This window comes from Mesorhizobium sp., assembly GCF_005063415.1.
GTDB lineage: Bacteria > Pseudomonadota > Alphaproteobacteria > Rhizobiales > Rhizobiaceae > Mesorhizobium.
The window spans coordinates 1-25,642 of sequence record NZ_SUEG01000036.1; the positions used below are offsets into that span (position 1 = coordinate 1).

Genomic DNA, 25,642 nt, shown 5'->3' on the forward strand with positions numbered 1-25,642 from the left:
TCTCCCCCCTTGCGGGGGAGATGGCCGGCAGGCCAGAGGGGGGTGCTGTCCCTCCAGCGCCTCTGCGGCGTCCGGCACAACATCTGCGGGATTCGGCATAGCCTCTTCGCGGCGCGCCGCTATGTTCAGGGCCTTCCAGGAGGCACCCATGAGCATCGTCGTTTTTGACCCCGACAGCACCGAGGACGTCGACTTTGGGGATCGCATGCGCCATCCGGCTGCGGCGGATCCGGCCGGCGGCATGTGGCTGTCGGATACCGAGCCGTCCTTCATCGACGCGGATGCGCTGCGCAAGGGCCGGCTGGCCAGGCTGCGCGCCTGGATGCGCGAGGCCGGCTATGGCGGCGTGGTTTTGTTCGACCCCTACAACCAGCGCTACGCCACCGGCTCCCGCAACATGTTCGGTTATTTCCTGCGCAACTCGACGCGCTACTTCTTCATCCCCACCGAAGGGCCGATCGTGCTGTTCGAATATCCGCAGAGCTACCACGTCTCGATGGTGCTCGACACGATCGACGAGGCGCGGCCGTCCAAGCTGGTGTGGTCTTCGGTGTCGGGCCGCGACGACGAAACCGCCGGTCCGTTCGCCGACGAGATCGCCGAATTGCTCAAGGCGCATGGCGGCGGCTCGATGAAGCTCGGCCTCGACCGCTGCAGCCATCTGCAGGCGCTGGCGCTGGAAAAGCGCGGCTGCGATGTCCGCGATTGCCAGGGCGAGATTTTGGCGGTGCGCGCGGTCAAGACTCCCGAGGAAGTAAAATGCCTGCAGGTGTCGATGGCTGGTGCCGAGGCCGCGGTCTATGCGGTGCGCGAAGCGATCAAGCCCGGCGTTTCCGAAAACGAGCTGTTCGCCATCATGTATGGCGAGGTGATCCGACAGGGCGGCGAGTTCATCGAAACCCGGCTGCTGACCTCGGGCCAGCGCACCAATCCATGGTTCAACGAGGCGAGCGGCCGCAAGATCAGGCCGGGCGAACTCTTGGCGCTCGATACCGACACGATCGGCTGCTACGGCTATTATTCGGACTTTTCGCGCACCTTCCGTTGCGGCCCGGGCAAGCCGACGGATTACCAGAAATCGCTCTACCGCATGGCGCACGACCAGGTTCAGCACAACATCGGGGTCGTCAAGCCGGGCATGGCGTTTCGCGAGATTGCCGAAAAGGCCTGGAAAATCCCGGACCGCTTCGTCGACCAGCGCTATACCTCGGTCATGCACGGCGTCGGCATGCATGGCGAGACGCCGTTCATAGCGCATGCCATGGATTACGAGACCTATGGCCGCGACGGTGTCATCGTGCCCGGCATGGTGGTCAGCGTCGAAAGCTATATCGGCGAGAAAGGCGGCCGCGAGGGCGTCAAGCTGGAGGACGAAATCCTGATCACCGAGACCGGCACCGAGCTCCTGTCGCGCTTCCCCTATGAGGACGATTTTCTGGAGAAACAGGTTTGACGCTCGTACTTTGGCGACTGTCGGAAACACCGTTCGCTTCGTCATCCTGGGGCGGAGCAAGGAGCGCAGCGACGCGGCGCAGACCCCAGGATCCATGCCGTGACTTCAGGGCGCTGCTGCGGTGCAGAATTCTGCTCCGCTGCACTCTTCGGCTAATGTCACGGCATGGATCCCAGGGTCTCCGCGACGGAGCTTCGCTCCTGCTTCGCCCTGGGATGACGAAGGTGGGGACGCTTCGGCCAGTCTCCAATGCTTGCACCGGCTCGCTGAAAGGAACAGCGTTGGCCCGCAACCCAGGCGCATTCGCATGAAAAGCCCGATTTCGATCAAGCGCGGCAAGGTGGCGGCGGTGTTCATCGATCTCCAGGAGGAGCATCGGCGGGACAAGCGCTATCTGGTCGAAGGCTATGGCGACATTCTCGCCAATGTCCAGCGGCTGCAGCAGACGGCTCGGGCCAACAATGTGCCCCTGTACCACTGGGCCTATATCGTCGATCTCGCCACGGCACGGCCGTTCCACCCGGTCGAGGCCAACGGCAAGTCGGCGTTTTCCGACAAGGACGATCCACTGACGGCGATCTGTCCGGAAGTGGGCCCGGCGACAGGCGAGACGATGCTGGTCAAGACCGATGCCAGCGCCTTCCGCGCGGGGCCTGCCGCCGAGCGGCTGAAGGCCGATGGCGTCGAGTGGCTTGTCGTTGCCGGCGTCTGGACCGAGGCCTGCATCGATGCCACCGTCAAGGATGCGATAGCGCTCGGGTTTCGCGTGCTGCTGGTCAAGGATGCCTGCGGCAGCGGCAGCACGGCGATGCATCAGACGGCCATTCTCAATCTCGCCAACCGGCTCTATGGCGGCGCCGTCACCACCACCGACGGCGCCTGCCGGCTGCTGGCCGGCGAGACGGTCGAAGCCTGGCAGGTCGAGGGATCGGTGCCATTGCGCTTCAGCTACGAAAACGCCGCCCGCCTCTACGCCGAGCTCTGAGCGGGACCGCGCCGCGATGATCACCGAGGCCGATCGACCAGAAACGACAGAGCGCGGAAAATACCAAACGCTGCTCGATTTGGAGCTGTGGGCCTATATCGACCGGGTCAACGAGTGGTATCCGCCCGAGATCGTCTACATGCCAATCGACAGGCAGCGGGCGGTCTATGATGCCATGTGCCGGGCGTTTCGCGAGCCCTATCCGCCCCGTGTCAAGGCAAACGACAGCAGCGTCGGCGACCGTACGATCCCCGTGCGGCGCTACCAGTTGGCGCGAACGGCGCCACAAGCGATGGTCGTCTATTATCACGGCGGCGGCTTCGTCCTTGGCGGGCTCGACAGCCATGACGACATCTGCGCCGAAATATGCGCCGGCACCGGCTTTGCCGTGCTGTCCGCCGATTACCGGCTGGCGCCCGAGCATCTGCATCCGGCGGCTTTCGACGATGCGCTGGCGGTATTCGAATGGGCTGCGGCGACGACGGAACTGCCCATCGTGCTCTGCGGCGAAAGCGCCGGCGGCAACCTGGCCGCTGCGGTGGCACAGGCGACACGCCGCCATCTTCGCCATGCGATCGGCCAGGTGCTGATCTATCCCGAGCTCGGCGGTGACGAGCTAGACGGCCCAGAGCTGGACGGCAAAGCGCGCGCGGGCTCCTATGTCGAGCACGCCGAGGCGCCACTGCTGACATTGCGCGATGTCGAATTCTATCGGCATATCCGGGCAGGGAAGGGGCAGTCGCCGGACGACCCGACATTTTCGCCGCTTAGCGATACCGACTTCTCCGGCCTGCCGCCGACGGTCATCGTCACTGCCGAATGCGACCCACTGTCAGCGGACGGCCAAGCCTATCGCGACCGCATCCTTGCCGCCGGCGGCAAGGCATGGTGGCGCGAGGAGCCGCGGCTGGTGCACAGCTTCCTGCGCGCCCGCAAGGCCGTGCCGCGCGCCGGCGAGGCCTTTGATCGCATCGTGGCGGCAATAGCCGCGCTGGGCGGGGGTGACTGGCCGGAGTGACGGGGAGCGTCCTCCAAGCTTCACTGTCGCGGAACAGCGCACAACAACTGCGGAAACCCGAACACTGCTTCGGTCAGGCCAGCCCTATCATCACGCCACGTAAGGAGCCGGCGTCCGCGATGCGCAGGCCCGACAGGGAGGATTTACGATGAAGTTCATGCTGACCGACCGGAAATTGCATCCGCAGGCCGAGCCCGTCGCCGACGGCTTCAAGAAAGGCCAGATGAACCGGCGCGAATATCTCGCCACCATGGCCGCGTTCGGCGTCAGTGCGGCCGGCGCGCTGGCGCTGGGCGGGCTTGCGCCGTCGCCGGCCAGGGCCGAGGAGCCGAAGCGCGGCGGCGTTCTGCGCGTCGCCATGAACGTCAAGGGCTGGAAGGATCCGCGCACTTTCGACGGCGTCGAGATGTCCAACGTCGCCCGCCAGTGCAACGAATATTTGGTGCGCTGGAAGCGCGACTTCACCTTCGAGCCATGGCTGCTCGAGAGCTGGGAAACCAGCGACGACGCCCGCGTGCTGACACTGCATGTCCGCAAGGGCATCAGCTGGTCGAACGGCCACACCTTCAATGCCGACGATGTCATTCACAATCTGACGCGCTGGTGCGATGCGTCCGTCGCCGGCAATTCGGTCGCCGCGCGCATGGGCGCACTGGTCAACGCCGATACCAAGAAGGCCGTCGACGGCGGCATCGAGCGCGTCGACGATTTCACCGTCCGGCTCAATTTGCCTAAGCCCGACATCTCGCTGATTGCTGGCATGGCCGATTATCCGGCGCTGATCATGCATCGCAGCTATGAAGGCGACGGCGATCCGCTGAAGGCATTGGCGATCACCACCGGTCCTTGCGAACTCGTCGCGTGGGACGCCGAGGTCGGCGCCGAAGTCCGCCGCAAGGACAAGCCATGGTGGAAGGGCGAGTTCTATCTCGACGGCATCAAATGGGTCGACTACGGCTCCGATCCCAACGCCATGCTGTCGGCATTCGAATCGGGCGAGGTCGACACCGACCACGAAACCGCCTCCGACACGGTTGCGCAGACCGACTCCATGGGCCTGAGCAATTCGGAAATCGCCACCGGCTCGACCATCGTCGCGCGTTTCAATATCGGCAACCCGCCCTATGACAACATCAAGGTTCGGCGCGCCGCACAACTGGCCGTCGACAACGCCGCCGTGCTGAAAATCGGCATGGACAACCGCGGCAAGCCTGCCGAGAACCATCATGTCGGGCCGATGCATCCCGAATATGCCGATATCGGCCCGGCCGTCCGCAACACCGATCAAGCCAAGGCCCTGCTCGCCGAGGCCGGCAAGGCCGACCACGAATACGAGCTCATCTCGGTCGATGTCGACTGGCAGAAGAGCACCGGCGACGCCATCGCCGCGCAGATGCGCGAGGCCGGGCTGAAGATCAAGCGCACCGTGCTGCCGGCCGCCACCTTCTGGAACGATTGGAGCAAATATCCTTTCTCCTGCACGGAATGGCTCGGCCGGCCGCTCGGCGTCCAGGTGCTGGCGCTCGCTTATAAGTCTGGCGCCGCCTGGAACGAGAGCGCCTATGCCAATCCGGAATTCGACAGTCTACTCGACAAGGCGCTGGCGATGCCCGATCCCGGCGCCCGCAAGGAGCTCATGGCCAAGATCGAACAGAATTTGCGCGATTCCGGCGTCATCATCCAGCCCTACTGGCGCTCGGTCTACCGCACCTATCGCAAGGGCGTGCATGGCTGCGAGCAGCACCAGTCGCTCGAGCAGCATTTCGAGAAGGTCTGGCTCGACGCGTGAGCTTTGTCGCAGGTTCGATCGGTCGGCAACATTCCGCCTCTAGCGTTGTGATGAAGCCGCTTCCCGCCAACCCGGAGCATGACGATCTGCGCGCCACACGGGATCAGCGAGCCGCGCCCGCCCTTGAAATCTCCTCTCCGAGGCGCATCGTTTCCTGGATCAGCAGGTCCAGGTCGCCGCGCCGGGTGCGGTGGTTATTGACCGCCACCCTGAGGCAATGCTGGCCATGCACCGTCGTGTCGGAAATGGCGGCAATGCCTTCTTCCTGCAGCCTCAGCATGATCTCGGTGTTGAGCGCTTTCAGGCGCTCAGCGTCCAACCCATCGGCGCGATAGCGAAAGCAGACGATATTGATGTTCACCGGCGCCGCCAGTTCGAGCGCCGGTTCGGCCTCGATCAGCGCGCCGAGATAATGCCCTTGCGCGATGTTCTGGTCGATCAGGCGGCCGAACTTTTCGATGCCGTGCTCTCTCAGCGCCATCCACACCTTCAGCGCGCGAAAGCCCCGCGTCGTCTGCAGGCCGTAATCGTGCAGCCATTGGCCGGAGGCCAGGCCGCGCGGCGTCGATTCCAGATATTCCGGCGTCACCGCGAACGTGCCGCGATGCGCGGAGGCATCCCGGATCAGCGCGCAGCCGACCTCGAAGGGCGCGTGCAGCCATTTATGCGGATCGAGCGCGATCGAGTGGGCGTGCTCGATGCCGGCGACGCGATGCGAATTGTCCGGCGCAATCGCAAGCAAGGCGCCGATGCAGCCGTCGATGTGAAACCACAGATCCTCTTTTGCCGCCAGGTCAGCCAGCGCCTGCAGATCGTCGATTGCGCCGGTGTTCACCGTGCCGGCCGTACCGATTACGCAGGCCGGCTTGAAGCCGGCGTCGCGGTCCTCGGCGATCGCCGCCCGCAACGAAGCGATGTCGATCCGCAGCCCGGCATCACTCGGGATGCGGCGCAGCGCCCGGTTGCCGAGGCCGAGCGCCTCCATCGCCTTGCGATGGCAGGAATGAAGTTGGTCGGAGCCGTAGAAGCGCAGCGGTTTGTCGATGCCGGCAACGCCATGCTCGCGTATGTCGATACCCGCTGTGGCGTTGCGCGCCACGGTCAGCCCGATGATGTTGGCCATCGAGCCGCCGCTGACCAGTGTGCCGCTGGCCGATTGCGGAAAGCCCATCATTTCCTTGCACCAATCGACGACCTGGTTGTCCATCAGCGCGGCGGCATGGTTGCCGCCGCCGAGGTTGGAGCCCTGGATCGCGGCCAGGAAATCGCCGAGCGCGCCGGTGAAATTGCTCGAGCCCATATACCAGGACCAGAAACGCGGATGGACGTTGCCCATCGGATAGGGCATCAAGCTCCTGGTTACTTCGCCATACACCTCGGCCAGCGGAGCCGGCGAACGCGGCAGCGGCGCCGTGAAGAAGGCCCTCACATCAACCGGCATCTCCTGCCACACCGGACGCTCCCTGACATCGCGCAGGTAAGCGACGGCATCGTCGACGATCCGATGCGACAGGACCTGCACGTCGGCCCAGTCCGAGGGGTCAAGCGTTTCCTCGCTGGCCGTGACGGCCAATCCAGGCTTCGTGTCCATGCAGGCCGCTCCCGATGTGCCGCCGTCACGCCGGAAACTGGCAGCCGGGCGTCGACTGCGAAAGCGCAGTCTCCTCGGCGTCCATCTCCGCTTCGATGCCGTCGAACAGCGGCGTCGTCATGTAGCGCTCGCCGGTGTCGGGCAGCATGCACAGGATCACCGAGCCGGGCGCCGCCTTTTCCGCGATCTGCCGCGCCACAGCGAAGGTCGCTCCGCCGGAGATGCGGGTGAAAATCCCTTCCTTCTGCGCCAGCGCCTTGGCCCATTTCATGCCCTCGGGCCCGGCGATCGGCACCACCTCGTCATAGAGGCCAGCGTCGATCGCCTCCTGCAGCACGTCCGGAATAAAGTCGGGCGTCCAGCCCTGGATCGGATGCGGCTCGAACGCCGGATGGCTGGCGGCAGGCGCGCCGCCGGCGCCGCGCTGCTGCGGCTTGCCGCTGCCGATCAGCTGCGCATTGGCCGGTTCGGCGAGCACGATCCGGGTCTCCGGCCGCTCGCGGCGCAGCACGCGTCCGACGCCTGCGACTGTGCCGCCCGTGCCGTAGCCGGTGACGAAGCAGTCGAGCCGCGAGCCGGCGAAATCGTTGATGATCTCGCGCGCCGTCGTCGCTTCGTGAATGGCGGCATTGGCCTTGGTCTCGAACTGGCGGGCAAGGAACCAGCCATTGGCTTCGGCGAGTTCCACTGCCTTCTTGTACATGCCAAAACCCTTCTGGGCGCGCGGCGTCAGCACTACCTTGGCGCCCAGCATGCGCATCAGCTTGCGGCGTTCGATGGAAAAACTGTCGGCCATCGTCACCACCAGCGGATAGCCCTTCTGGGCGCAAACCATGGCCAGACCGATGCCGGTGTTGCCGCTGGTCGCCTCGACCACGGTCTGGCCAGGCTTTAGAGCGCCGCTGCGCTCGCCTTCCTCGATGATGTTGAGCGCCAGCCGGTCCTTCACCGAGGCGGCGGGATTGAAGAACTCGGCCTTCACGTAGATCGTGGCATGGTCCGGTCCGAGATTATTGATGCGGATCACCGGCGTATCGCCGACCGTGTCGAGAATGCTGTCGAACAGGCGGCCGCGCCCGGCGGTGGTTCTGATTTTCTGTTGATGCAACATGTCGATCTCCTCGCTTTGTCGTTGTTCCTTGTCGTCACGGGCCGGTTACAGACGGGTGGCTTGGGCGGCGAGGTTTCGAGACCTTGCCGCGCTACATTTGCCTCCCGGCAATGCCAGCATCCGGCGCGGGAATTCGCTGCCGGATGCACCGTGTCGCGTTTGGTGATAAAACAAAGGCCGACTGGCCAGCGTGGGAGCAGGCGTGGAAACTTACGTGGAATCCGCCCGATCGAGCCTCGGCGGCGAGATGGCCGGTCTTTCCGTGCGTCTGCTCGGACCGCTGACGATCGCACGCAACGGCATCATCATCCAGCTCCCAAAATCGCGCAAGCTGTGTGCGCTGCTCGCCTATCTGGCGCTGGCGCCCCATCCGGTAGGCCGCAGCCGCCTGTGCGAGCTTTTGTGGGACGTGCCGAACGACCCGCGCGGCGAGCTTCGCTGGTGCCTGAGCAAGCTTAGAGGCATCCTCGATGAACCGCATCATCGCAGGGTCGAGACACCAGGCGACACGATCGCGCTTGATCTGACAGGTGCTTCCGTCGACGCTGTCGACATAGCCTCGGCCGCCGCCAAGGGCGTTGAGACGCTCGGTCGAGAGCGGCTCCAGGCTTTTCCGGAAGGTTCGCCGGCGACTTTCTCGATGGGCTGGAGATCGACCGCAGCCCCCATTTCAACAGCTGGCTGATCGCTCAGCGCCGCCGCTTCACCTCGTGGCACGCCGCCATCCTGGAACATCTCGTCAACAAGCTGCCGGCGGATGCCGACGAAATGTCTTCGCATCTGGACAAATGGCTGGAACTCGCTCCGTTCGACGGGCGCGCACATGTGGCTCTTCTGACCAGGCTGGCGCAGCGCGGCCAGTTTGACGCGGGCGAGGAACATCTCGCTTCCGCGGCGCAGCTGTTTGCTTCGGAGGATCTGGATTTCGGACCCGTTCGTGAGGCATGGCGCACGATCCGCGGCGAACGACCCACAGTGACGCTCTGGGCGCGACCTCCACTCGTACCCGCGGCCCCCCACGCGTCAATTGTGCTTCCCCATTCCTATGCTGCTGCATCGCAGAAGGCTTCGCTTGCGGTGATGCCATTTGCCGAGGGAGCCGATTGTCCTGGCGGCCCGCGCGGTGGATTGCCCGACGGCCTGACCCACGACATCATCACCCGCCTGGCCAAGCTCAGGGACTTTTTCGTCATCGCGCGCGGCTCGGTGTTTGCGCTCGCCGAAAAAAACATTGCGCCGGAGGATGCCGGCCGTCGGCTCAATGTCGACTATGTCGCCACCGGCACGGTGCGCTGCCAGGCCGGCCGCGTCACCGTCACGGTCGAGCTGGTCGAGGTGCGCACCGCCAGGATAGTCTGGGCCGAGACGTTCGAGCGCAAGCTGGACGACATCTTTGCCGTGCTCGACGATATCGGCAACAGCATCGTCTCGTCGATCTCGGCCGAGATCGAGACCGTCGAACGCAACCGCGCCATGTTGAAGGCGCCCAATTCGCTGAACGCCTGGGAAGCCTACCACCGTGGCCTATGGCACATGTACCGCTTCACCCGCGCGGAAAACGCGCAGGCCCGGCATTTCTTCGACATAGCCTTGAAGCTCGATCCGACCTTCGCCCGCGCCTATGCCGGGCTCTCCTTCACCCATTGGCAAAATGCCTTCCAGCGCTGGGGCGACCGCGACCAGGAAAGCGCCCTGGCCTTCGAGGCTGCCGGCCAGAGCCTGCTCGTCGACGATCACAATCCGGCCGCTCACTGGGCCATGGGGCGGGCGCTGTGGCTGCGCGGCGAGCAGGACGGCTCCCTCATCGAGCTGGAACGCGCCGTAGACCTCAGCCCGAATTTCGCGCTCGGTCACTATGCGCTGTCGTTCGTCCATTCGCAGTCCGGCGATCCGCAGGCCGCGATCGGCTCGTCCGACCATTCCAGGCATCTGAGTCCCTTCGATCCGCTGCTGTTCGGCATGCTGGGCGCCAGGGCGATGTCGCATGTCCGGCTCGGCCAGTTCGACGAAGCCGCCGAGTGGGCGCTGAAAGCAGCCGCGCGTCCCAACGCCCATGCCATCATCCTGGCGATCGCCGCGCATTGCCTTGCGCTGGCGGGGCGGCTGGAGGAGGCACGAAGTTTCGCCGCTGCGCTGCGCAAGATGCTGCCGAACTACTGCGCCGACGATTTCATCGGCACCTTCCGCTTCGAGCCGAACGCCGAGGCGCTGTTCCGGCAAGGCGCCAAGCGGATCGGGCTGGGGTGAGGCAGGCACGCGGTTAGCTAGGCTCTCCAAACCGCTCATCGCGGCTGGCCGCCCCAAGCATTGTCATGTCCGCAGCCAAGACGCGTCGTCAGATTGGTCGCGAATTCATCGACCAGAGCGGATCAGACGGGCTCAACGGATTTGACGTTGCCGTCGGTGTCCACGAGGCAGCACCAGCCCTATCTTCTGACGGGCAACGGCTGAAGGTGCAGCAGTGCGTTCGCCAAAGAGAGCACCTTCACGTGCCGCCCCTGCACGCTACCCGATGACAATCCGGCTGGGAAGATGCTCACAACGCGGCCGCAGCACCCCCACTGCGCCTCTATGTGGCACGCCGCAGCGTTGAAAAAACTCGAATAAGTGAGCAGCGTTTCTTTCGACCTGCGCAACCGGGTGGGCTCGGTCAAAAAAAAATACCGACAATAGATCAGGATACAGGCAATCGTATAAGAAGCGATTTCGCCATTGGCTTTTTTCGATCTGCGTAAATGCATAACAAGTGGTATATTACTTGTAACAACATACAGCCAATGGAATAAAGTCGATTTTCTGTGCTGGTACATTGCTGTGAAGCGAATTTCAGTATCTGCTAAGATAGCCGGCATTGGTTCTGAATTATTAAGCATTTGCAACATTCAACCCGCGATACTGCAATTTTTCCTTGCCATACGCCGACTTCGGATGCAACTTTCTGGCAACAGCAGCCGCGTTAGTTGGTTGCTGGCATGCTTGGGCGGACGGGCGCGAAGCATGGAGAGGGAAATCGATATTCGCTAATGCGGCCCCCCGTGGGGAGCGTTTCCCCTCGACGTAAGAGATCACGACAGCCAGCGACTAAGTCTTCGAATGCATGGGCCACGGTCTGGCTCTTTCGAGGCCGGCGAAGCTCTGTCCTCCGCGGATGGCACCCAATCAGCAATCAGATCAGGAAAGAGCGATGAGGAAATCAACCTTGGCAATCGTGCTCGCGGGCACTTTCGCGCTTACGGCGTGCCAGTCGTCATCCAACCCGGAAGTTCAGGCGCGCAACAGCGAGTTCGGCTGCATCGCCGGTACTGTCGGTGGCGCGATCGTGGGCGGCCTGATCGGCAGCACCATTGGTGGTGGAACCGGACGTGTGATCGGTTCCGCGATTGGCATCGGCGGTGGTGGCTACCTCGGCAATCGTCTTGCCTGCGGCTGAGACGAGAAGAAAGGGACAAGACAATGAAATCCATAATCGCGACCAGAGCTTCCTTGCTCCTGCTTTGCGCCGGCGCGGCCACGGCACAGCAGTCCATGTACGAGGGTCACCAAGACCAACTTGATACCGATGACAACGGCGCGGTGAACCGACAGGAGTATCAGGCCTTCATGACCAGGGCCTTCGAAAAGCTGGACGCCGATAATAACGGCGCTCTCAGCCAAGCCGAAACCGCCGACGTCCTGAACGCCGATCAGTTCGCAGCGACCGATGCGAACGGGAACGGCCGTGTCAGTCGGGACGAATTCATGAACCGGGTGATGAAGGACTTCGCGGCGGCCGATAAGAGCGGGGACCGCCGCCTGCAATAGTCTTCGGATACGAACGATCCCCAGCCGCCAGGCAGTCGGAGGAATGAACCATGAAATTCGTAATCTATGCGACCCTGGCCACTGCTTTGATGGCGATCGCCGGATGTACCACCGACGACGGCTACGATGGCTGCCGCGGGTCGGGCTGCCTGGTTGATCGGCCTCATAAACGGGACCGAAAGATTGATGACCGGCCGCAGTTCGACAGGAATGGCAATCCCAACTTCGATACGCGGGGCCGTTACATCGGCTGCCGTGGGCTGGGGTGTAAAGTCGACGATCCTGATGACGGGGATCAAAGCATCGACGACAGACCGCAGTACGACAAGGAAGGCAATCCCAACTTCGATACCCAAGGCAACTACCAAGGCTGCCGCGGCATCGGCTGCGAGGTCGATGCGCCAGACGATGACAGGTCATCGGACGACGATAGTTCATCGGGCGATGACGATTCCGATTGATGGCCCCTGCAACGAACAAGGAAGAGGATAGCCACTCATGTCTGAATTGAACGGTCTCATCCGTCGGCGTGCCAAAATCGTCATGGTCGGCCTTGCGGGGCTGGGAATGACGCTGACGTCCCGCTTTCGCTGCGAATAGCGCCTGTGACGGTGTAAAGGTCGAAGTGACGAAGGCGCGCAAGCAGGAGTATGCCCCTCTCGTCGTCTCGGCGTTGGACAAAAAGTTCAAGCCCGCTCAGGCGAAGTTCATCACGATCATGGAGAGCGGCAGTTGGAGTGCCGCCTACGTCTCCACGCCGGTGAGCGATGACGGCGTGATGTTCTTCCAGACAGTCAACGGAAAGAAGCAGTTTCGCGACGTATGGGGCGGCTATGCCGACCCATCGGAAAAGCCTGAACTCGTATCCTGGGCAAAGAAACTCGGAGCGCCGCAAGACCTGGCAAAGTGTTTTGCCGACGAAGTTACGGAATGACGGTGATGATCGCTGGAAATTGCCGCTGACCGTTGGTGCAGGGGGAGAATGGTTGGTGAGTGATCCGGGGCGCCGGGCCTCTGAGATCGGTTCCAATCATCAGCTGCAGGATGTGCAAAAATGCAAACTGTTCGAAAATCCAGACTGATAATGCGGTTCGCCCGTGCATTGGCAACTTCAGTGAAAATGACGGCTGTTGTGAGTGTAGCCGTCCCGCACACGATCAATGTTGCGTATGCCAGCAAATATGATCTGCCGAAACCCTATGTTTCCCGGGCTCTTAACGCGGTTTTGATACCCATCAACCACGCCTCTCGGCACCGCTATCAGATCCCGCCCAAGCTTCGCGGGGTGTATGTCTTGGCCGTTGCACCCCATGGCGTTGCCGCGCGGCAAGGCATCCGGCCGGGTGACGTGCTTGCCACAGTGCGGCATCAACCGATTTCGACGCCGACCGATGTCGACCGACTCGTTTGGGCCGCTCTTGCCGTGAGCGCTACCAGTTTTCTGTTTGGCGTGAACCGCGGAACAGAAGTCGCAGATGTCGTCGAGGTCAATACCAACATCACCGTCAACAACTTCAATACCAACATCTCGGTCAACAATATCTCGCAATGGACGAGCGTCGATAACCATGAGGAGTGGACGCAGATCGTCGATCAGTACGACGACGAGATGGAGACAAGTCTCAACGACACGAGCTATCGCGAAGACGACTCGCAGCCCGGCGACAGCAGTCCAGACGTAACTCCTCCCGATGCTGATGACGATTCCGACGATAACAACGCGGACACCGATGGCGATAGCTCGGACGACAGCACCGACGACGACAGTTCCAATGATCAGGACGATTCGAGCGATCAGAATGACGATGATGGTGATGACGACAACAACGCCGCCGACGATAGCTCGGATGACAATACCGACGACAATAATTCCGACGATCAGGACGATTCGACCGATCAGAACGACGATGAAGACTCAACGGCCGGTGACGATGACCAAAACAGCACCGACACCGACGATGACAGCACGGATGGCGATGCGTCGGATGACAGTAGCGACGGCAGTAATGGATCGGATGATGACGATTCCAACTAGTGGCTGGCCCTGCCGGCCACGGATATCTGAAGTGAACGGCGGGATAAACCACCGCCCGTCAATTCGGTGGATTCTAAACGGAGGGAAATCGATGAAAACCGCAATTCTGACTGCTGCCGTGGTTCTGGCCATGCCGACTTTCGCCTTTGCCCAGGACAAGTGCTACGCCGCTGCCAAGGATCAGGCCTCCCTGAACGCGTGCGCCGATGCCGCGTTCAAGAAATCCGACAAGAAGCTCAATGAGCTTTACCAACAGATCGAAGCCCGCCTGAAGGGTGACGCGGATACCAAGAAGCTTCTCGTCCAGGCACAACGGGATTGGGACAAATTTCGCGACGCCGAGTGCAGTTTCCAGACCGCGGGAGCTGCCGGAGGAAGCGTAATGCCGATGCTCACCGCGCAGTGCATGGACAGCCTGGCGCAATCCCGGGTCAAAGCCTTCGAGGGTTACCTGAAATGCGGCAAGCAGGGCGATCCGATGAGTTGTCCCGTCCCAGCTGCGAATTGACACGTCGGTGTCGGGATGAAGACCTTCATCGTATCTGGAGCGCACTTGATAGCCGGGCTCTTGCTGGTGGCAATTGTTACGGCCGCAGGTGCCGCTGAGATCCCCAACGGGGACTATTATATCGTCGCGAAGCATTCCTACAAAGCGCTCACCGCCTTTGAAGACAGGCATGGCGAGATCGTGCTTGGTCAGTCCGCTCGCAAACCCAAGGATGGTCCCGCGCAGCTGTGGACCATCACCAGGGCGACCGGAGAAACGAACGGCGCAACCTATCAAATCCGGTCTCGACGATACGGAACGTATCTTGCCGGGGGCGACGAAGACGAAAACGGGAATACGAGTGTCGTCCTCAAGGACGAGCAGTCCGCTGAGGGGCAGGCATGGCGCTTCAAGCCGCATCTGAACAGCTACGGCATCGAGCTGGATGACAGCGGCACGACGCTCAACGTCAGGGCCAATGAACGTGCGGACGACGCTCGGATCATCGTCTATGACGCCAGCCTGGACGACAATGCCCAGTGGTTGCTTTATCCGGCCGGCAATGGCGACCGACCGGCAACCGCGTCGGCAGCGGTGTCGGAATTCGACAACCTGAACAAACGCTATCGCCTCGCTCCGATGCCTGCAGCCACACCCGAGGCCAATAGGCTGAGACGCACGAAGCTGATGGACGATCAGCCAAGCGGTGTGTTCGTGAAAAAGGGAGAGGCAGTATCGGTTACGGCCGAAGGCCTGCCGCCTTCCCCCGACGGCTTGATGATCATGATCGGCCCGATTAACAGCTTCTATGACGAAAGACCCCAGGATGACCCGCAATTGGTCATTGCCAAGGAAGGGCGCACCGACTTCACGGCGAAGCGCGACGGGCTGATCTATTTCCGCTACGCCGAGAGCGGCTTCAGTGCGGCTCTGCCTCCGATCGACGTGGCAATCGTGCGCGGCGGCAGTTCGATCCCCCTACGTCAAGGGAAAAACAAGCTTCGAAGACTGGCGTAAAATGCTCACCGACATGCCCGGTGCGCCATTCGTCGAGATGATAAGCGAGCGTGTTGCCATTACCGCGACCCGCAAAGTCTATATGAGGGCGCCTCAGGACGACCCTGCGGAAATTCTCGACACCCTCGAGCAAATTCTAGGCTGGTACGATGCGCTATCCGGTCTCGACGGTTCCTCCAAACTTCATCGGGCATCCCGTTTGCGCATGCACTATCAGCAGGACACGGTGACACCGGCGAAGGTCTTCGACGATGGCATATACATGTACGCAGGCAACTATTTTATAGGTGTCCCCGGCAGCAACATGGGTGATTTGCTGGACGTGAATAAGCTGCGGCAAGCGTGGTCGATCTGGCATGAAACCGGCCATATGTACCAGCAGCAAGATTGGACCTGGGGCGAGATTGTAGAAACTACGGTCAATATCTACTCGCTCAACGCCCAGGCACATTTTGGCCATCCGTCCCGCTTGAAAGAGCGCGATGACTCTACTGGCAAGACGCCGCTGGATCTGGCGGCGCGATATCTGGCGCGGAAGACGCGCGATTTCGACAATGAAAAACAGATGCGTGTCAGCGCGGATGACGACGATGAGCTTTGGGCGCGGCTGGTCATGTTCGATCAATTGCGCCGGGGTCTCGGCGAGGATTTCTATCCGAAGCTTCACCGATATTATCGCGAGCATCCACTGGATGATGCCAATGAGCAGGATGCGGTCAAGGTACAAACCTTCATCCTGCGTGCCAGTACGGTCGCAAATCAGGACCTGACCCGGTTCTTTTCCGATTGGGGGCTGCACATCGAGCAGGAAACCGCCGACAGATTAAAGCGTTTGAACCTGCCTCCAGCAGATTCTCAACTGTCGCGCGTCGGTCTGAATGTCGCTTCACGGTGAAGCCGGCGGCGAGCGTGATGCCGGCGCCAGACACGAAAGGATGCGGGGGGCATCGGCATTGCGTGAGGGGCCTTAAAGGAGATGGATTGTGAAACGCTATAGATCACTGCCCGCGGTGACGATCGCAGCATCTGCGCTGCTGGCATGTGTTGCGTCGGCAACAACCCAGGGCGATATGGGCTTCGACGTCAACGTCACGCTTTCCAAAAAGGCAGCCGCCAGGCTCGCGGCAAAAAAGGAAGGGATCGTTGTCCTCGCCTCCTATTACGGTGACCCGAAGCGGAGCGCCGAGAAGCACGCCAACGAAGTCGGCCAGATCGATCTCACGCCGCAGGACGAAGAGGTCGAGATAGCGGGCACAGCGGGCCACGCCCACATCGGCGGCACAAAGGTCGACACGAAGCGTCTCGACTGGCTTGCCGGCCCTCCCGAGGTTAACGTCAACGTTGCGTCGGCGCGCAAGAGCAGTCCGGACAATCTGCTCAGCTGCGATTTCATCGACGGTCCACTAAGCGATGTCCAAAGGAAGCCTGTGACGCTTCATTGCGGATTGATCGAAGAAAATGTGGACACGAAGTTGAGGCCATAAGGCTTACAAAATCATGCCGCCTCGTTACCGGCGTCAACGCAGTTTATCGGCGGCATGACCTGCTTTACTGAAGGGAGGTGAAGGTTCTCATGCGCCCATTGTTCGCAATCTGTTTCTGCCTGGCCACCATGTCCTTGCCTGCTGCCACCCATGCCGAGCGCCGTTGTGGCTGGTACTCCAGCCCGACACCCGGCAACCTCGTCCTGACCGACAGTGACGGGGATTGGTGGATCCAGATGCAAGGGCGACCGGATCCCAAAGGCATCGACAATGTGCCGGCCTTTGACGAGCGGCAATTCGTCGAGACCAATGTGCCTGGTTCGGGTCACGGCTACGGATGTGCGTGCATGACCGTCGTAACCAACGCCAAGCAACAGAAGATCACCAGAGTGATCTCCGGCGAAATCCTTCCGCTGGTGCGCTGTCGCAACGACAGATCGCTGCCTAACCCGGACGGGTAATTGTTAGATATCTTGTGGATGCCATTGGCGACGGCGGACGGCCTAGGCATCAGCTCCAGAAAAAAAGCCCGGCAAAACCGGGCTTTTTCTTGGGGTTTCTGAACCCTATCAAAAAGTTCGAAACGGGAATTTGGTGCCCAGAAGAGGACTCGAACCTCCACTCCTTGCGGAACACGGACCTGAACCGTGCGCGTCTACCAATTCCGCCATCTGGGCTGGTGCGCGCTCATTAAGCGGGCGAGGGATGAGTGTCAACGCGCTTTTTTGAAAGCCGCGTTGCTTCTCCGGCTCAATGCTCCAGCACTTCCTTCGACGCCACCGTGGAATCGGCGTTGAGCGTGTAGATGATCGGCACGCCGGTGCCGAGCTCGAGCTTGACGATCTCCTCGCCCGATTTGCCGTCCAGCGCCATGATCAGCGCGCGCAGCGAATTGCCGTGTGCCGCCACCAGCACCGTGCCGCCGCGCAGCACATGCGGTTGCAGATCGTGCAGGTAATAGGGCCAGACGCGCGCGCCGGTATCCTTCAGGCTTTCCCCGCCGGGCGGCGCCACGTCGTAGGAGCGGCGCCATATATGCACCTGCTCCTCGCCCCATTTCTTGCGCGCATCATCCTTGTTAAGGCCGGAGAGATCGCCATAGTCGCGCTCGTTCAGCGCCTGGTCGCGAATGGTCTCGAGGTCGCTCTGGCCGACGGCGTCAAGAATATGCTGGCAGGTCTTCTGCGCCCGGATCAGCGACGACGTGAAGGCGATGTCGAATTTCATGCCGCGCGCCTTCAGTTTGGCGCCCGCTTGCTTGGCCTCGGCATGGCCCAGTTCGGTCAGGTCGACGTCGCGCCAGCCGGTAAAAAGATTCTTCAGGTTCCATTCGCTCTGGCCGTGGCGCACGAGCACGAGAGTTCTCGACATATTTGCTCCTTCAAATTTTGTGGATCAAATCTTGTGGATCAGCTTGTCAGGCCGAGCACGTCCCGCATCGAATACAGGCCCGGCTTGCGGCCGCGCGCCCACAGGGCTGCCTTGACCGCGCCGCGGGCAAAGATCGCCCGGTCTTCGGCGTGGTGGGCGAGCGTGATGCGCTCGCCGGTACCGGCCAGCACCACACTGTGATCGCCGACCACCGAGCCGCCACGCAAGCTGGCGAAACCGATCGAGCCTGCCTTGCGCACGCCGGTATGGCCGTCGCGCACGCGAACATCGTTGCCGGCAAGTGCTACGCCGCGCCCGATGGCGGCGGCTTCGCCGAGCAGCAGCGCAGTTCCCGACGGCGCATCGACCTTGTGCCGGTGGTGCATTTCCAGGATCTCGATGTCGAAATCGTCAGCATCGAGCGCGCGCGCCGCCTGCTCCACCAGCACCGCCAGCAGATTGACGCCGAGGCTCATATTGCCTGACTTGACCACCGTCGCGTGGCGCGCCGCCGCCGCGATCCTGGCATTGTCTTCGGCCGAGCAGCCGGTGGTGCCGATGACATGGACGATGCGCGCCTGCGCGGCGTAGCCGGCGAATTCGACGGTCGCTGCCGGCGTGGTGAAGTCGAGCACGCCGTCGGCCTTGGCGAAGGCCGGCAGCGGATCGTCGCCGATCGCCACTTCGAGCCTGCCGACGCCGGCCAGCTCGCCGGCATCCTTGCCGATATGGGGCGAACCGGCCCGCTCGATCGCGCCGGCGACGCGGGCGCCCGGTATCGTGTGGATGGCGCGGATCAGCGCCTGGCCCATGCGGCCGGCCGCGCCCACCACCACCAGGCCCATTTCCCCCGTTTCATTGATGTTGACGGTCGAAGTGTCACTCATGAATGTCTCCCGGCCGCCTTTTTCGCGCGACCATTTTCCGCCGCAGTCTGGATTGGCTTGGCGTCATCGACAAGCCCCAGCCCTTTCCTGCCTTGCACCCGGTGGAACCGCGCATAGACGCTGTGCGGGTCGGCCATCAACGAGGCATGCGTGCCCTGTTCGATCAGCCGGCCCTGCTCCAGGACGATGATATGGTCAGCATTGACCACCGTCGACAGCCGGTGCGCGATGACGATGGTGGTGCGCCCTTCCATGACATGGGTCAGCGCTTCCTGGACGCGGGCCTCGGCCTCGTTGTCGAGCGCCGAGGTGGCTTCATCGAGCAGCAGGATCGGCGCCTGCCGAACGATAGCGCGGGCAATCGATACGCGCTGGCGCTGCCCGCCCGACAGCGTCACGCCGTTCTCGCCGACGGGCGTGTCGTAGCCTTGCGGCTGCTGGCGGATGAAATCGTCTGCCGCGGCCTGTTGCGCGGCGCGTTCAATCTCGGCGTCGGTGGCGCTCAGCCTGCCATAGCGGATGTTGTCGCGGATGGTGCCTTCGAACAGATAGGGCTGCTGTGAAACATAGGCGATCGAGCCGCGCAGCGAATGCTTGGTGATCTTTGAAATGTCCTGGCCGTCGATTTCGATGCTGCCCGACTCGACGTCGTAGAAGCGCTGCAGCAGCGCAACCAGCGTCGTCTTGCCGGCGCCCGAGGCGCCGACGATGGCGGTCACCTTGCCGGCGGCGGCGACAAAGCTCAGGTCCTGCAGGACCGGCGCCTCTTCGACATAGCGGAAGGACACGTTGTTGAAGCGCACTTCGCCAGAGGTGAATTTCGCCCCGGCGGCTGCCGGCGCGTCACCCTGCTGCGGCTCGAGGTCGAGAAGCTCGTAGATCATGCGCGCATTGACCAGCGATTTTTCCATGCCAACCTGCATACGCGCCAGCCGCCTGGCGGGGTCATAGGCAAGCAGCAGGGCGGTGATGAAGGCAAACACCGCGCCCGGCGGCTGGCCGCCGACGGTCGCCCGGTAGCCGGAATAGGCGATGACGCCGGCGACGGCGAAGCCGGCCAGCATCTCGGAGATCGGCGTCAGCCGTTCCGAGACGCGGGCGATCTTGTTTGCCCGCTGCTCGGCGCCCGCGACGAGGCCGCCGATGCGGCGCGACAGCTCGTCTTCCAGGGTGAAGGCCTTGACGATAGCGATGCCTTGCGTCGCTTCCTGCATCGCGCCGATCAGCCGCGAGTTGATCTGCACCGTTTCGCGGGTGATGCGACGCACCCGGCGCATCAGATAGGTGACACTGTAGATCAAAGCCGGCCCGATCAGCAGCGACATCGCCGAGAGCATCGGGTCCTGCCAGATCATGACGCCGACCAGCGCGACAAGCGATACGGCATCGCGCGCCAGCGATGTCAGCGTCATCGACAGGAGATCGCGGATGCCGTTGACGTTCTCGTTGATCTGCGCGGCGAGCCGGCCCGAGCGGGTGTCGTTGAAGAAGCTGACGCCGAGCTTCATCAGATGGTCGAAGATGCGGCGTTGATAGCGCGCCACCAGATTGTTGCCGATCTTGGCCAGCGTCACTGCCTGGCCGTAGCTGGCCAGCCCGCGCAGCATGAAGGCGGCCAGGATCGACACGCTGATCAGCGCGATAAGATCGCCGCGCTGTTGGTAGAAGATCTGATCGATGACATCCTTCATGATCCAGGCTGTGAAGGCGGTCGTCGCCGCGATCGTCACCAGGCACAGCACGGCAAGAGCATAGTACCAGCGATAATCGCGGCTGTTCTCGGCGATGATGCGGCGGATCACCGCCACGATCTCGCTGGGACGGACTTTCCCTTTGGTTGGTGCTGGAAGTGTCAAGTTGGAGCGCTTTGTGGTTTCGGTTCGGCCGGGCTGCAATTCGGCAACCTCTTAACCCCCCAATGACGGCTTGCCTATGGCCGGGAACGGCGAAACTTCGTCGCGGCGCAGCTTGTGTCCTAGACCCGCCAGCGCCGCCCCGCCGTCTGCACGCCGAACAGCGACGGATTTCTGGCATAGGCGGCCAGCCCTAAAAGCGCCGCCAGCGGGTGGGTGATGACATAGACCGGCATGCTGCGCATCAGGGCGCTGTGCGGCGCCTTGTCCTCGAAGGCGGCGCGGAAATTGCCGATGCGCAGTGCCGGCAGGATTTTTTGCGCGATGCCGCCGGTGAGAAACACGCCGCCGCGGCTCATGAACACCAGAGCGAGGTCGCCGGCGGTGCGCCCCAGGCAGGTGACGAAGATCGACAGCGCCTCTTCGGCCACCGGATCGTTCTTTGCCAGCGCCGCGGCGGTTACCTCGGCAGGCGTGGTAAAGGGCGACGGCTTGCCGTCCGCCTTGGCCACCGCCCGGTAGGCATTGACCAGGCCGCGTCCCGACAGGATCTGTTCGCCGGAGATGCGGCCCTCGAGCTTCTCGATATGCGGAAACACCTGGAAATCGCGCGGCGAGCGCGGGCCGATATCCATATGGCCGCCCTCGCCGGGTACCGGTATCCAGTGATGCAGCGCATAAACCAGCCCGGCGACGCCGAGCCCGGTTCCCGGGCCGAGCACCACCCGCCCGGAATTCGGTTCCGGCGCGTCGCCGCCGATCTGCTCCATATGCTCTTCGCCGAGCGCGACGACGGCCAGCGCCTGGGCCTCGAAGTCGTTGAGCACCACGACGTCGCTGAGACCGAGACTGGCGAACATCTGTTTCGGCTTGACGATCCATGGGCAATTGGTAAGCGGGATCTCGTCGCTTTCGACAGGACCGGCTACCGCCAGCACAGCTGAATTCGGCCGGACCGACGAGCGGTCGAGCACGGCCGACTGGATCGCCTCGTCTATCGTATTGAAGTTGGCGGTCTGGACGATCGTCGGCTCGCCGGCTTCGGAATTCGCGTCAAGCACGATCGAGAAGCGCGCATTGGTGCCGCCTATGTCGCCGATCAGGATCGGAAACCGCAACAGAGTGTCGTCGTCGCTTACGCCTGGCATGCTCTCGTCCGTTCCCGACGCGTATCGCCGTTCTCTCGTTGACTAGCGCATGACCGCAAAAAGGGAAATCGGTTTTCGAAGTGGAGATGCACTGATGCAGACAGCGAACGCGCTGCCCGCATCAGCGCCCCGGTCGTGGCCGCGGCAGCGGAATGCCGATCTCGGGGGTCGCCACAAAGGCGTTCGCCGAGGCTGGAAGCGCTGCCGCGCCGGCTGCGACCGTCGGCGGCGGAGAAGCTTCTGCCGCGAGTGCGGGTTCGGCCGAAATCGGTACGCCGTCGCCGTAGTAGGTGACTGCTTCCGCCGAGGCGGGAGCCGGCGCGTCGAGCACGAACTGGCATTGCCTGGGCAGGTTCGCCATCGTCATCACGTCGCGTGCCTTCGGCTTGTCCGGATTCTTGTTGGGGCGCCACGGCTCCTCGGTGAACCACCAGGCCAGCGCCTGGTCGCAGCCATCGCCCGACGCCGTCGCTTCCTGCGCCTTGCAGTCGGGTGACCCAGGCTGGCAGCCGATGCGAATGTGGAAGTGGTAATCGTGGCCCCAGAACGGCCTGACCTTGCGCAACCAGCTGCGGTCGCCTTTGACCGTGTCGCAGAGCTTCTTCTTGATCCCAGGATTGACCAGGATGCGCTCTACTTCGGGATAGCTCGCGGCGCGCTTCAACAGCCGCGTATGCATCGGCGTCCACAGCCCGTCCTTTACCAGATGGGTCTTTTCATCGACCATCAAGGTAGCGCTGATGTTTTCGCGCTCTTCGGTCGAAAGCTTGCGGTCGGGCATCGGCGTCAGCCAGATGTCGGCGTCGAGGCCGATCTGGTGCGAGGCATGGCCGCTCAGCATCGGTCCGCCGCGCGGTTGCGAGATGTCGCCGATCAGCAGGCCCGGCCAGCCGTCGGCCGCGGCATCGCGCGATAGTTTCTCGATCATCGCGATCATCGCCGGATGGCCCCAGCGGCGGTTGCGCGACGGCCGCATCACCTCCCAATGCCGGCCGTCCAGGGGCAGGGCGACGCCGCCGGAAAAACAGCCTTTGGAATAAAAGCCGATCGATTGCGCTGCTGCGAGTGCCGGCAGCTTTTTGGCGCCGAACAGGTCTTTTGCCCGGTCCTCGGCGCTCGTCGTCTGCGCTGCAAGCGCCGTCAAGCCGGCGACGGCCAGTGCTGCCGAAAGCAGCAGCGTTTTGCCGGGCAACGCTCGCTTTAACGTCTTCCCCAAGCTGGCCCCCTCCGCGATTTGAACCGCATGATACCACGCCCCGCGCAACGTATCGATCACGACCGTTTCATCGGACTGCGCGCCTCGCCCTCGCGCCAGTCGCCGCTTGCCCACATGGCATCGAGAGCCGAGCGGTAGTCAGGGAAGCGAAAGCCATAGCCGGCCGCCTTGATCGCTGCGTTGGCGACACGTTTGTTCTCGCCATAGAAAGATCGCGCCATGGGCGAAAGTTGGGCGGACTCGAACGGAATTTCGGGCGGCGGCTCGATGCCCATCAATCGGGCGGCATAGGCGACGACGTCCTGCGGCGGCGCCGGCATGTCGTCGGTGACGTTGAAGATGCCGCCGCGCCTGCCTTCGGCGAGATGCCAGAGCGCGCCGGCAATATCGTCGCAATGGATGCGGTTGAACACCTGGCCCGGCTTGACCAACCGCCGGGCGGTGCCGTTTTCCAGATTGACCAGGGCGTTGCGGCCTGGCCCATAAATGCCGGAAAGCCGCAGGATCGCCACCGGCCGGCCGATGTCGTGGCTCAGTTTCAGCCAATCCTGCTCGGCGGCAACCCTCATCACCGATCGCTTCGATACTGGCCGGCATTCGGCGGCCTCGTCCACCCAATTGCCGCTATGGTCGCCATAGACGCCGACGGTGGAGAGATAGGCGATCCATTCGAGCTCCGGCATGTTGGCCACGATCACCTCGCGTGCCGCGCCCAGCACCGGGTCGCCGCCCTCGTCCGGCGCGACCGAGACGACGAGATGGGTTGTCTTCCCAAGCGCATCGCCGATTTCGGAGGTCAGCGTGCCATCGAAACGCAGCGGCACGATACCGGCTTGCCGCAGTGCCGCGAGTTTTTCCAGCGACCGTGTTGTACCGAAGATCGTTGTGTCGGCATCCCTGTTGGCGCGGGCGAAGGCCTTGCCCGAATAACCGGCGCCGAAGATGAAAATCTGCTTTTTTGTCATGTATGGGCCTCGATCGGCTTTGGCAGGGCCAGAAGCCATTCGCCTCTTACCGCCTCGTCATCTTCTGCTTGCAAAGCGGCTGCGGCACGTTCGGCAAACTCCCGACCCGGCACCAGCCGCGACAGCGCCCATATCGCGGCTCCGCGAACCAGGGGCGAGGCGTCGTAGAGCAGCGCGCGGACGGCGCCGGCAAGCGACAAATCCTGAGAATTGCCGGCGGCGATCAGCACGTTGCGGATGAAACGATCGCGACCGATGCGCTTGATCGGCGAGCCCGAAAAAAGCGCGCGGAAGGCAGCGTCGTCGAGGCGCAGCAACTCGGCGAGCGACGGTTCGCGCAAGTCCGCGCGGGCGGCAAGCTTTGCCTCCGAAGCAGCTTGGGCGAACTTGTTCCATGGACAGGCGGCCAGGCAGTCGTCGCAGCCATAGATGCGATTGCCGATCTTTTCCCGGAACTCATGTGGGATCGGCCCTTTGTTCTCTATGGTGAGGTAGGAAATGCAGCGCCGCGCATCGAGCCGATAGGGCGCCGGAAAGGCATCGGTCGGGCAGGCGTCGAGGCAGGCCCGGCAGGAGCCGCAATGATCGTCTTCCGCCGCGTCCGGCACCAGTTCGGCCGTCGTGAAGATGGTGCCGAGGAACAGCCAGGAGCCATGCGCGCGGCTGACCAGGTTGGTGTGCTTGCCTTGCCAGCCGAGGCCGGCCGCCTCGGCCAGCGGCTTTTCCATCACCGGCGCGGTGTCGACAAACACTTTCACGTCACCGCCGGCGCGCGCCACGATCTTGCCGGCGATCTCCTTCAGTCGGCCTTTCATCACGTCATGGTAGTCACGGTTCTGCGCATAGGCCGAGATCGCGCCGCGGTCGCGCTTTGCCAGGATGTCGCGTGGGTCGTGGTCGGGGCCGTAATTCATCGCCAGCACGATGATCGAGCGGACCTCTGGCCAGAGCGCCGCTGGTTTGCCTCGCCGCTCGAGCGTTTTGGCAATCCAACCCATCGAGCCGTGAAAGCCGTCGGCAAGGAATTCGGCCAGCCGTTCCGGCGCCTGCGGAATCGCATCGGGCGTGGTGACGGCAACGGCGTCAAAGCCGGCATTCCGCGCCTCGCGGTCGATCAGCGCACGCAGCTTTGCCGTATCAGAAATCGAGGTCCGCATAATGTGACACCGGAGACAGGCCGCGCACCCGGTCGGACAGAAGCGGCCGGAACGAAGGCCGTGATTTCACCCTTGTATACCATTCGCGCGCGGCGCTGTGTTCGCGCCAGTCGATCTCGCCGAGATAGTCGAGCACCGACAGTGCTGCCGCCGCCGCGAGATCGGCATAGGTGACCTTGTTGCCGGCCAGCCAATGGCGGGTGCCGGCCAACCAGTTGGTGTATTTCATGTGCTGGCGGATATTGGCGCGGGCGGCGGCAGCACTGTCGGTGCT

At 62.8% G+C, this 25,642-nt stretch carries 25 protein-coding genes, 1 tRNA gene and 1 pseudogene; 15 read left to right on the forward strand and 12 right to left on the reverse strand.

Features of this window, described 5'->3' with window-relative positions; genetic code table 11:
* The first annotated feature begins 148 nt into the window (after positions 1-148).
* The 4 genes from E5W70_RS12315 (at position 149) to E5W70_RS12330 (ending at position 5,245) form a co-directional block, all read left to right on the forward strand.
* Complete coding sequence (locus E5W70_RS12315; protein WP_292658178.1) at positions 149-1,453, forward strand: Xaa-Pro peptidase family protein; 1,305 nt, start codon at positions 149-151, stop codon at positions 1,451-1,453.
* Between the two features lie 307 nt (positions 1,454-1,760).
* Positions 1,761-2,438 carry an isochorismatase family protein gene (locus E5W70_RS12320; RefSeq protein ID WP_292658181.1) on the forward strand — a complete coding sequence of 226 codons (678 nt, stop codon included), beginning with the start codon at positions 1,761-1,763 and terminating at the stop codon, positions 2,436-2,438.
* Between the two features lie 16 nt (positions 2,439-2,454).
* The gene (locus E5W70_RS12325; protein WP_292658183.1) at positions 2,455-3,456 is read left to right on the forward strand and encodes an alpha/beta hydrolase; all 1,002 of its coding nucleotides are present in this window, start codon (positions 2,455-2,457) and stop codon (positions 3,454-3,456) included.
* A gap of 148 nt (positions 3,457-3,604) precedes the next feature.
* Positions 3,605-5,245: an ABC transporter substrate-binding protein gene (locus E5W70_RS12330; protein ID WP_292658185.1), complete on the forward strand. Its 1,641-nt coding sequence runs from the start codon at positions 3,605-3,607 to the stop codon at positions 5,243-5,245.
* Between the two features lie 103 nt (positions 5,246-5,348).
* Here E5W70_RS12330 and E5W70_RS12335 read toward each other — a convergent pair whose 3' ends face one another.
* Positions 5,349-6,836, reverse strand: a complete 1,488-nt coding sequence (locus E5W70_RS12335) for an aspartate aminotransferase family protein (RefSeq protein ID WP_292658187.1) — start codon at positions 6,834-6,836, stop codon at positions 5,349-5,351.
* A 25-nt stretch (positions 6,837-6,861) separates the two neighbouring features.
* Positions 6,862-7,947, reverse strand: a complete 1,086-nt coding sequence (locus E5W70_RS12340) for a pyridoxal-phosphate dependent enzyme (RefSeq protein ID WP_292658189.1) — start codon at positions 7,945-7,947, stop codon at positions 6,862-6,864.
* 247 nt (positions 7,948-8,194) lie between these two features.
* Between E5W70_RS12340 and E5W70_RS12345 the strand changes: the two are divergent.
* Positions 8,195-10,194, forward strand: a pseudogene (locus tag E5W70_RS12345) (transcriptional regulator).
* Positions 10,195-10,373: 179 nt separating this feature from the next.
* On the opposite strand, the gene E5W70_RS12350 reads toward E5W70_RS12345, so the two are convergent.
* Positions 10,374-10,820 carry a hypothetical protein gene (locus E5W70_RS12350; RefSeq protein ID WP_292658191.1) on the reverse strand — a complete coding sequence of 149 codons (447 nt, stop codon included), beginning with the start codon at positions 10,818-10,820 and terminating at the stop codon, positions 10,374-10,376.
* Between the two features lie 311 nt (positions 10,821-11,131).
* On the opposite strand from E5W70_RS12350, the gene E5W70_RS12355 reads away from it, so the two are divergent.
* The 10 genes from E5W70_RS12355 (at position 11,132) to E5W70_RS12400 (ending at position 17,232) form a co-directional block, all read left to right on the forward strand.
* Positions 11,132-11,377: a hypothetical protein gene (locus E5W70_RS12355; protein ID WP_292658193.1), complete on the forward strand. Its 246-nt coding sequence runs from the start codon at positions 11,132-11,134 to the stop codon at positions 11,375-11,377.
* A gap of 23 nt (positions 11,378-11,400) precedes the next feature.
* Positions 11,401-11,748: an EF-hand domain-containing protein gene (locus E5W70_RS12360; protein WP_292658195.1), complete on the forward strand. Its 348-nt coding sequence runs from the start codon at positions 11,401-11,403 to the stop codon at positions 11,746-11,748.
* Between the two features lie 50 nt (positions 11,749-11,798).
* Positions 11,799-12,209, forward strand: a complete 411-nt coding sequence (locus E5W70_RS12365) for a hypothetical protein (RefSeq protein ID WP_292658197.1) — start codon at positions 11,799-11,801, stop codon at positions 12,207-12,209.
* A gap of 164 nt (positions 12,210-12,373) precedes the next feature.
* Positions 12,374-12,682 carry a hypothetical protein gene (locus E5W70_RS12370; RefSeq protein ID WP_292658199.1) on the forward strand — a complete coding sequence of 103 codons (309 nt, stop codon included), beginning with the start codon at positions 12,374-12,376 and terminating at the stop codon, positions 12,680-12,682.
* Positions 12,683-12,802: 120 nt separating this feature from the next.
* Complete coding sequence (locus tag E5W70_RS12375) at positions 12,803-13,783, forward strand: PDZ domain-containing protein (RefSeq protein WP_292658201.1); 981 nt, start codon at positions 12,803-12,805, stop codon at positions 13,781-13,783.
* Positions 13,784-13,874: 91 nt separating this feature from the next.
* Complete coding sequence (locus tag E5W70_RS12380) at positions 13,875-14,291, forward strand: lysozyme inhibitor LprI family protein (RefSeq protein ID WP_292658203.1); 417 nt, start codon at positions 13,875-13,877, stop codon at positions 14,289-14,291.
* Positions 14,292-14,306: 15 nt separating this feature from the next.
* Complete coding sequence (locus E5W70_RS12385) at positions 14,307-15,287, forward strand: RICIN domain-containing protein (RefSeq protein WP_292658205.1); 981 nt, start codon at positions 14,307-14,309, stop codon at positions 15,285-15,287.
* Between the two features lies 1 nt (position 15,288).
* Positions 15,289-16,182 (forward strand): M60 family metallopeptidase, encoded by an 894-nt coding sequence (locus tag E5W70_RS12390; protein ID WP_292658208.1) that lies wholly within the window; start codon positions 15,289-15,291, stop codon positions 16,180-16,182.
* Positions 16,183-16,270: 88 nt separating this feature from the next.
* A complete protein-coding gene (locus tag E5W70_RS12395) occupies positions 16,271-16,771 on the forward strand; it encodes a hypothetical protein (protein ID WP_292658210.1) in 501 nt (166 codons plus the stop codon).
* A gap of 89 nt (positions 16,772-16,860) precedes the next feature.
* Positions 16,861-17,232, forward strand: a complete 372-nt coding sequence (locus E5W70_RS12400; RefSeq protein ID WP_292658212.1) for a DUF4087 domain-containing protein — start codon at positions 16,861-16,863, stop codon at positions 17,230-17,232.
* A 131-nt stretch (positions 17,233-17,363) separates the two neighbouring features.
* Here E5W70_RS12400 and E5W70_RS12405 read toward each other — a convergent pair.
* The 9 genes from E5W70_RS12405 to E5W70_RS12445 form a co-directional block, all read right to left on the reverse strand.
* Positions 17,364-17,448: transfer RNA gene (locus tag E5W70_RS12405), tRNA-Leu, on the reverse strand.
* A 73-nt stretch (positions 17,449-17,521) separates the two neighbouring features.
* Positions 17,522-18,142 carry a 2,3-bisphosphoglycerate-dependent phosphoglycerate mutase gene (locus tag E5W70_RS12410; RefSeq protein WP_292658215.1) on the reverse strand — a complete coding sequence of 207 codons (621 nt, stop codon included), beginning with the start codon at positions 18,140-18,142 and terminating at the stop codon, positions 17,522-17,524.
* 38 nt (positions 18,143-18,180) lie between these two features.
* The gene (dapB, locus tag E5W70_RS12415; protein WP_292658281.1) at positions 18,181-19,005 is read right to left on the reverse strand and encodes a 4-hydroxy-tetrahydrodipicolinate reductase; all 825 of its coding nucleotides are present in this window, start codon (positions 19,003-19,005) and stop codon (positions 18,181-18,183) included.
* 20 nt (positions 19,006-19,025) lie between these two features.
* Positions 19,026-20,885 (reverse strand): ABC transporter ATP-binding protein, encoded by a 1,860-nt coding sequence (locus E5W70_RS12420; protein WP_292658218.1) that lies wholly within the window; start codon positions 20,883-20,885, stop codon positions 19,026-19,028.
* 119 nt (positions 20,886-21,004) lie between these two features.
* Positions 21,005-22,030: a glucokinase gene (locus E5W70_RS12425; protein WP_292658220.1), complete on the reverse strand. Its 1,026-nt coding sequence runs from the start codon at positions 22,028-22,030 to the stop codon at positions 21,005-21,007.
* Positions 22,031-22,151: 121 nt separating this feature from the next.
* On the reverse strand, positions 22,152-23,246 hold the full coding sequence (gene mepA, locus E5W70_RS12430; RefSeq protein WP_292658222.1) for a penicillin-insensitive murein endopeptidase: 1,095 nt from the start codon (positions 23,244-23,246) through the stop codon (positions 22,152-22,154).
* 56 nt (positions 23,247-23,302) lie between these two features.
* On the reverse strand, positions 23,303-24,211 hold the full coding sequence (locus E5W70_RS12435) for an SDR family oxidoreductase (RefSeq protein WP_292658225.1): 909 nt from the start codon (positions 24,209-24,211) through the stop codon (positions 23,303-23,305).
* Complete coding sequence (gene queG, locus E5W70_RS12440) at positions 24,208-25,368, reverse strand: tRNA epoxyqueuosine(34) reductase QueG (protein ID WP_292658229.1); 1,161 nt, start codon at positions 25,366-25,368, stop codon at positions 24,208-24,210. The genes E5W70_RS12435 and queG overlap by 4 nt, the downstream gene beginning before the upstream one ends.
* A partial coding sequence (locus E5W70_RS12445; RefSeq protein ID WP_292658232.1) for a glutathione binding-like protein occupies positions 25,349-25,642 on the reverse strand: 294 nt, incomplete at its 5' end. The genes queG and E5W70_RS12445, both read right to left, overlap by 20 nt.

What these genes read in the sequence shown, in the direction of transcription:
- E5W70_RS12315 (WP_292658178.1), top strand. Translation starts at nt 149, where the DNA reads ATGAGCATCGTCGTTTTTGACCCCGACAGCACCGAGGACGTCGACTTT.
- E5W70_RS12320 (WP_292658181.1), top strand. Translation starts at nt 1,761, where the DNA reads ATGAAAAGCCCGATTTCGATCAAGCGCGGCAAGGTGGCGGCGGTGTTC.
- E5W70_RS12325 (WP_292658183.1), top strand. Translation starts at nt 2,455, where the DNA reads ATGATCACCGAGGCCGATCGACCAGAAACGACAGAGCGCGGAAAATAC.
- E5W70_RS12330 (WP_292658185.1), top strand. Translation starts at nt 3,605, where the DNA reads ATGAAGTTCATGCTGACCGACCGGAAATTGCATCCGCAGGCCGAGCCC.
- E5W70_RS12335 (WP_292658187.1), bottom strand. Translation starts at nt 6,836, where the DNA reads ATGGACACGAAGCCTGGATTGGCCGTCACGGCCAGCGAGGAAACGCTT.
- E5W70_RS12340 (WP_292658189.1), bottom strand. Translation starts at nt 7,947, where the DNA reads ATGTTGCATCAACAGAAAATCAGAACCACCGCCGGGCGCGGCCGCCTG.
- E5W70_RS12350 (WP_292658191.1), bottom strand. Translation starts at nt 10,820, where the DNA reads ATGCTTAATAATTCAGAACCAATGCCGGCTATCTTAGCAGATACTGAA.
- E5W70_RS12355 (WP_292658193.1), top strand. Translation starts at nt 11,132, where the DNA reads ATGAGGAAATCAACCTTGGCAATCGTGCTCGCGGGCACTTTCGCGCTT.
- E5W70_RS12360 (WP_292658195.1), top strand. Translation starts at nt 11,401, where the DNA reads ATGAAATCCATAATCGCGACCAGAGCTTCCTTGCTCCTGCTTTGCGCC.
- E5W70_RS12365 (WP_292658197.1), top strand. Translation starts at nt 11,799, where the DNA reads ATGAAATTCGTAATCTATGCGACCCTGGCCACTGCTTTGATGGCGATC.
- E5W70_RS12375 (WP_292658201.1), top strand. Translation starts at nt 12,803, where the DNA reads ATGCAAACTGTTCGAAAATCCAGACTGATAATGCGGTTCGCCCGTGCA.
- E5W70_RS12380 (WP_292658203.1), top strand. Translation starts at nt 13,875, where the DNA reads ATGAAAACCGCAATTCTGACTGCTGCCGTGGTTCTGGCCATGCCGACT.
- E5W70_RS12385 (WP_292658205.1), top strand. Translation starts at nt 14,307, where the DNA reads ATGAAGACCTTCATCGTATCTGGAGCGCACTTGATAGCCGGGCTCTTG.
- E5W70_RS12390 (WP_292658208.1), top strand. Translation starts at nt 15,289, where the DNA reads ATGCTCACCGACATGCCCGGTGCGCCATTCGTCGAGATGATAAGCGAG.
- E5W70_RS12400 (WP_292658212.1), top strand. Translation starts at nt 16,861, where the DNA reads ATGCGCCCATTGTTCGCAATCTGTTTCTGCCTGGCCACCATGTCCTTG.
- E5W70_RS12410 (WP_292658215.1), bottom strand. Translation starts at nt 18,142, where the DNA reads ATGTCGAGAACTCTCGTGCTCGTGCGCCACGGCCAGAGCGAATGGAAC.
- E5W70_RS12425 (WP_292658220.1), bottom strand. Translation starts at nt 22,030, where the DNA reads ATGCCAGGCGTAAGCGACGACGACACTCTGTTGCGGTTTCCGATCCTG.
- E5W70_RS12435 (WP_292658225.1), bottom strand. Translation starts at nt 24,211, where the DNA reads ATGACAAAAAAGCAGATTTTCATCTTCGGCGCCGGTTATTCGGGCAAG.
- queG (WP_292658229.1), bottom strand. Translation starts at nt 25,368, where the DNA reads ATGCGGACCTCGATTTCTGATACGGCAAAGCTGCGTGCGCTGATCGAC.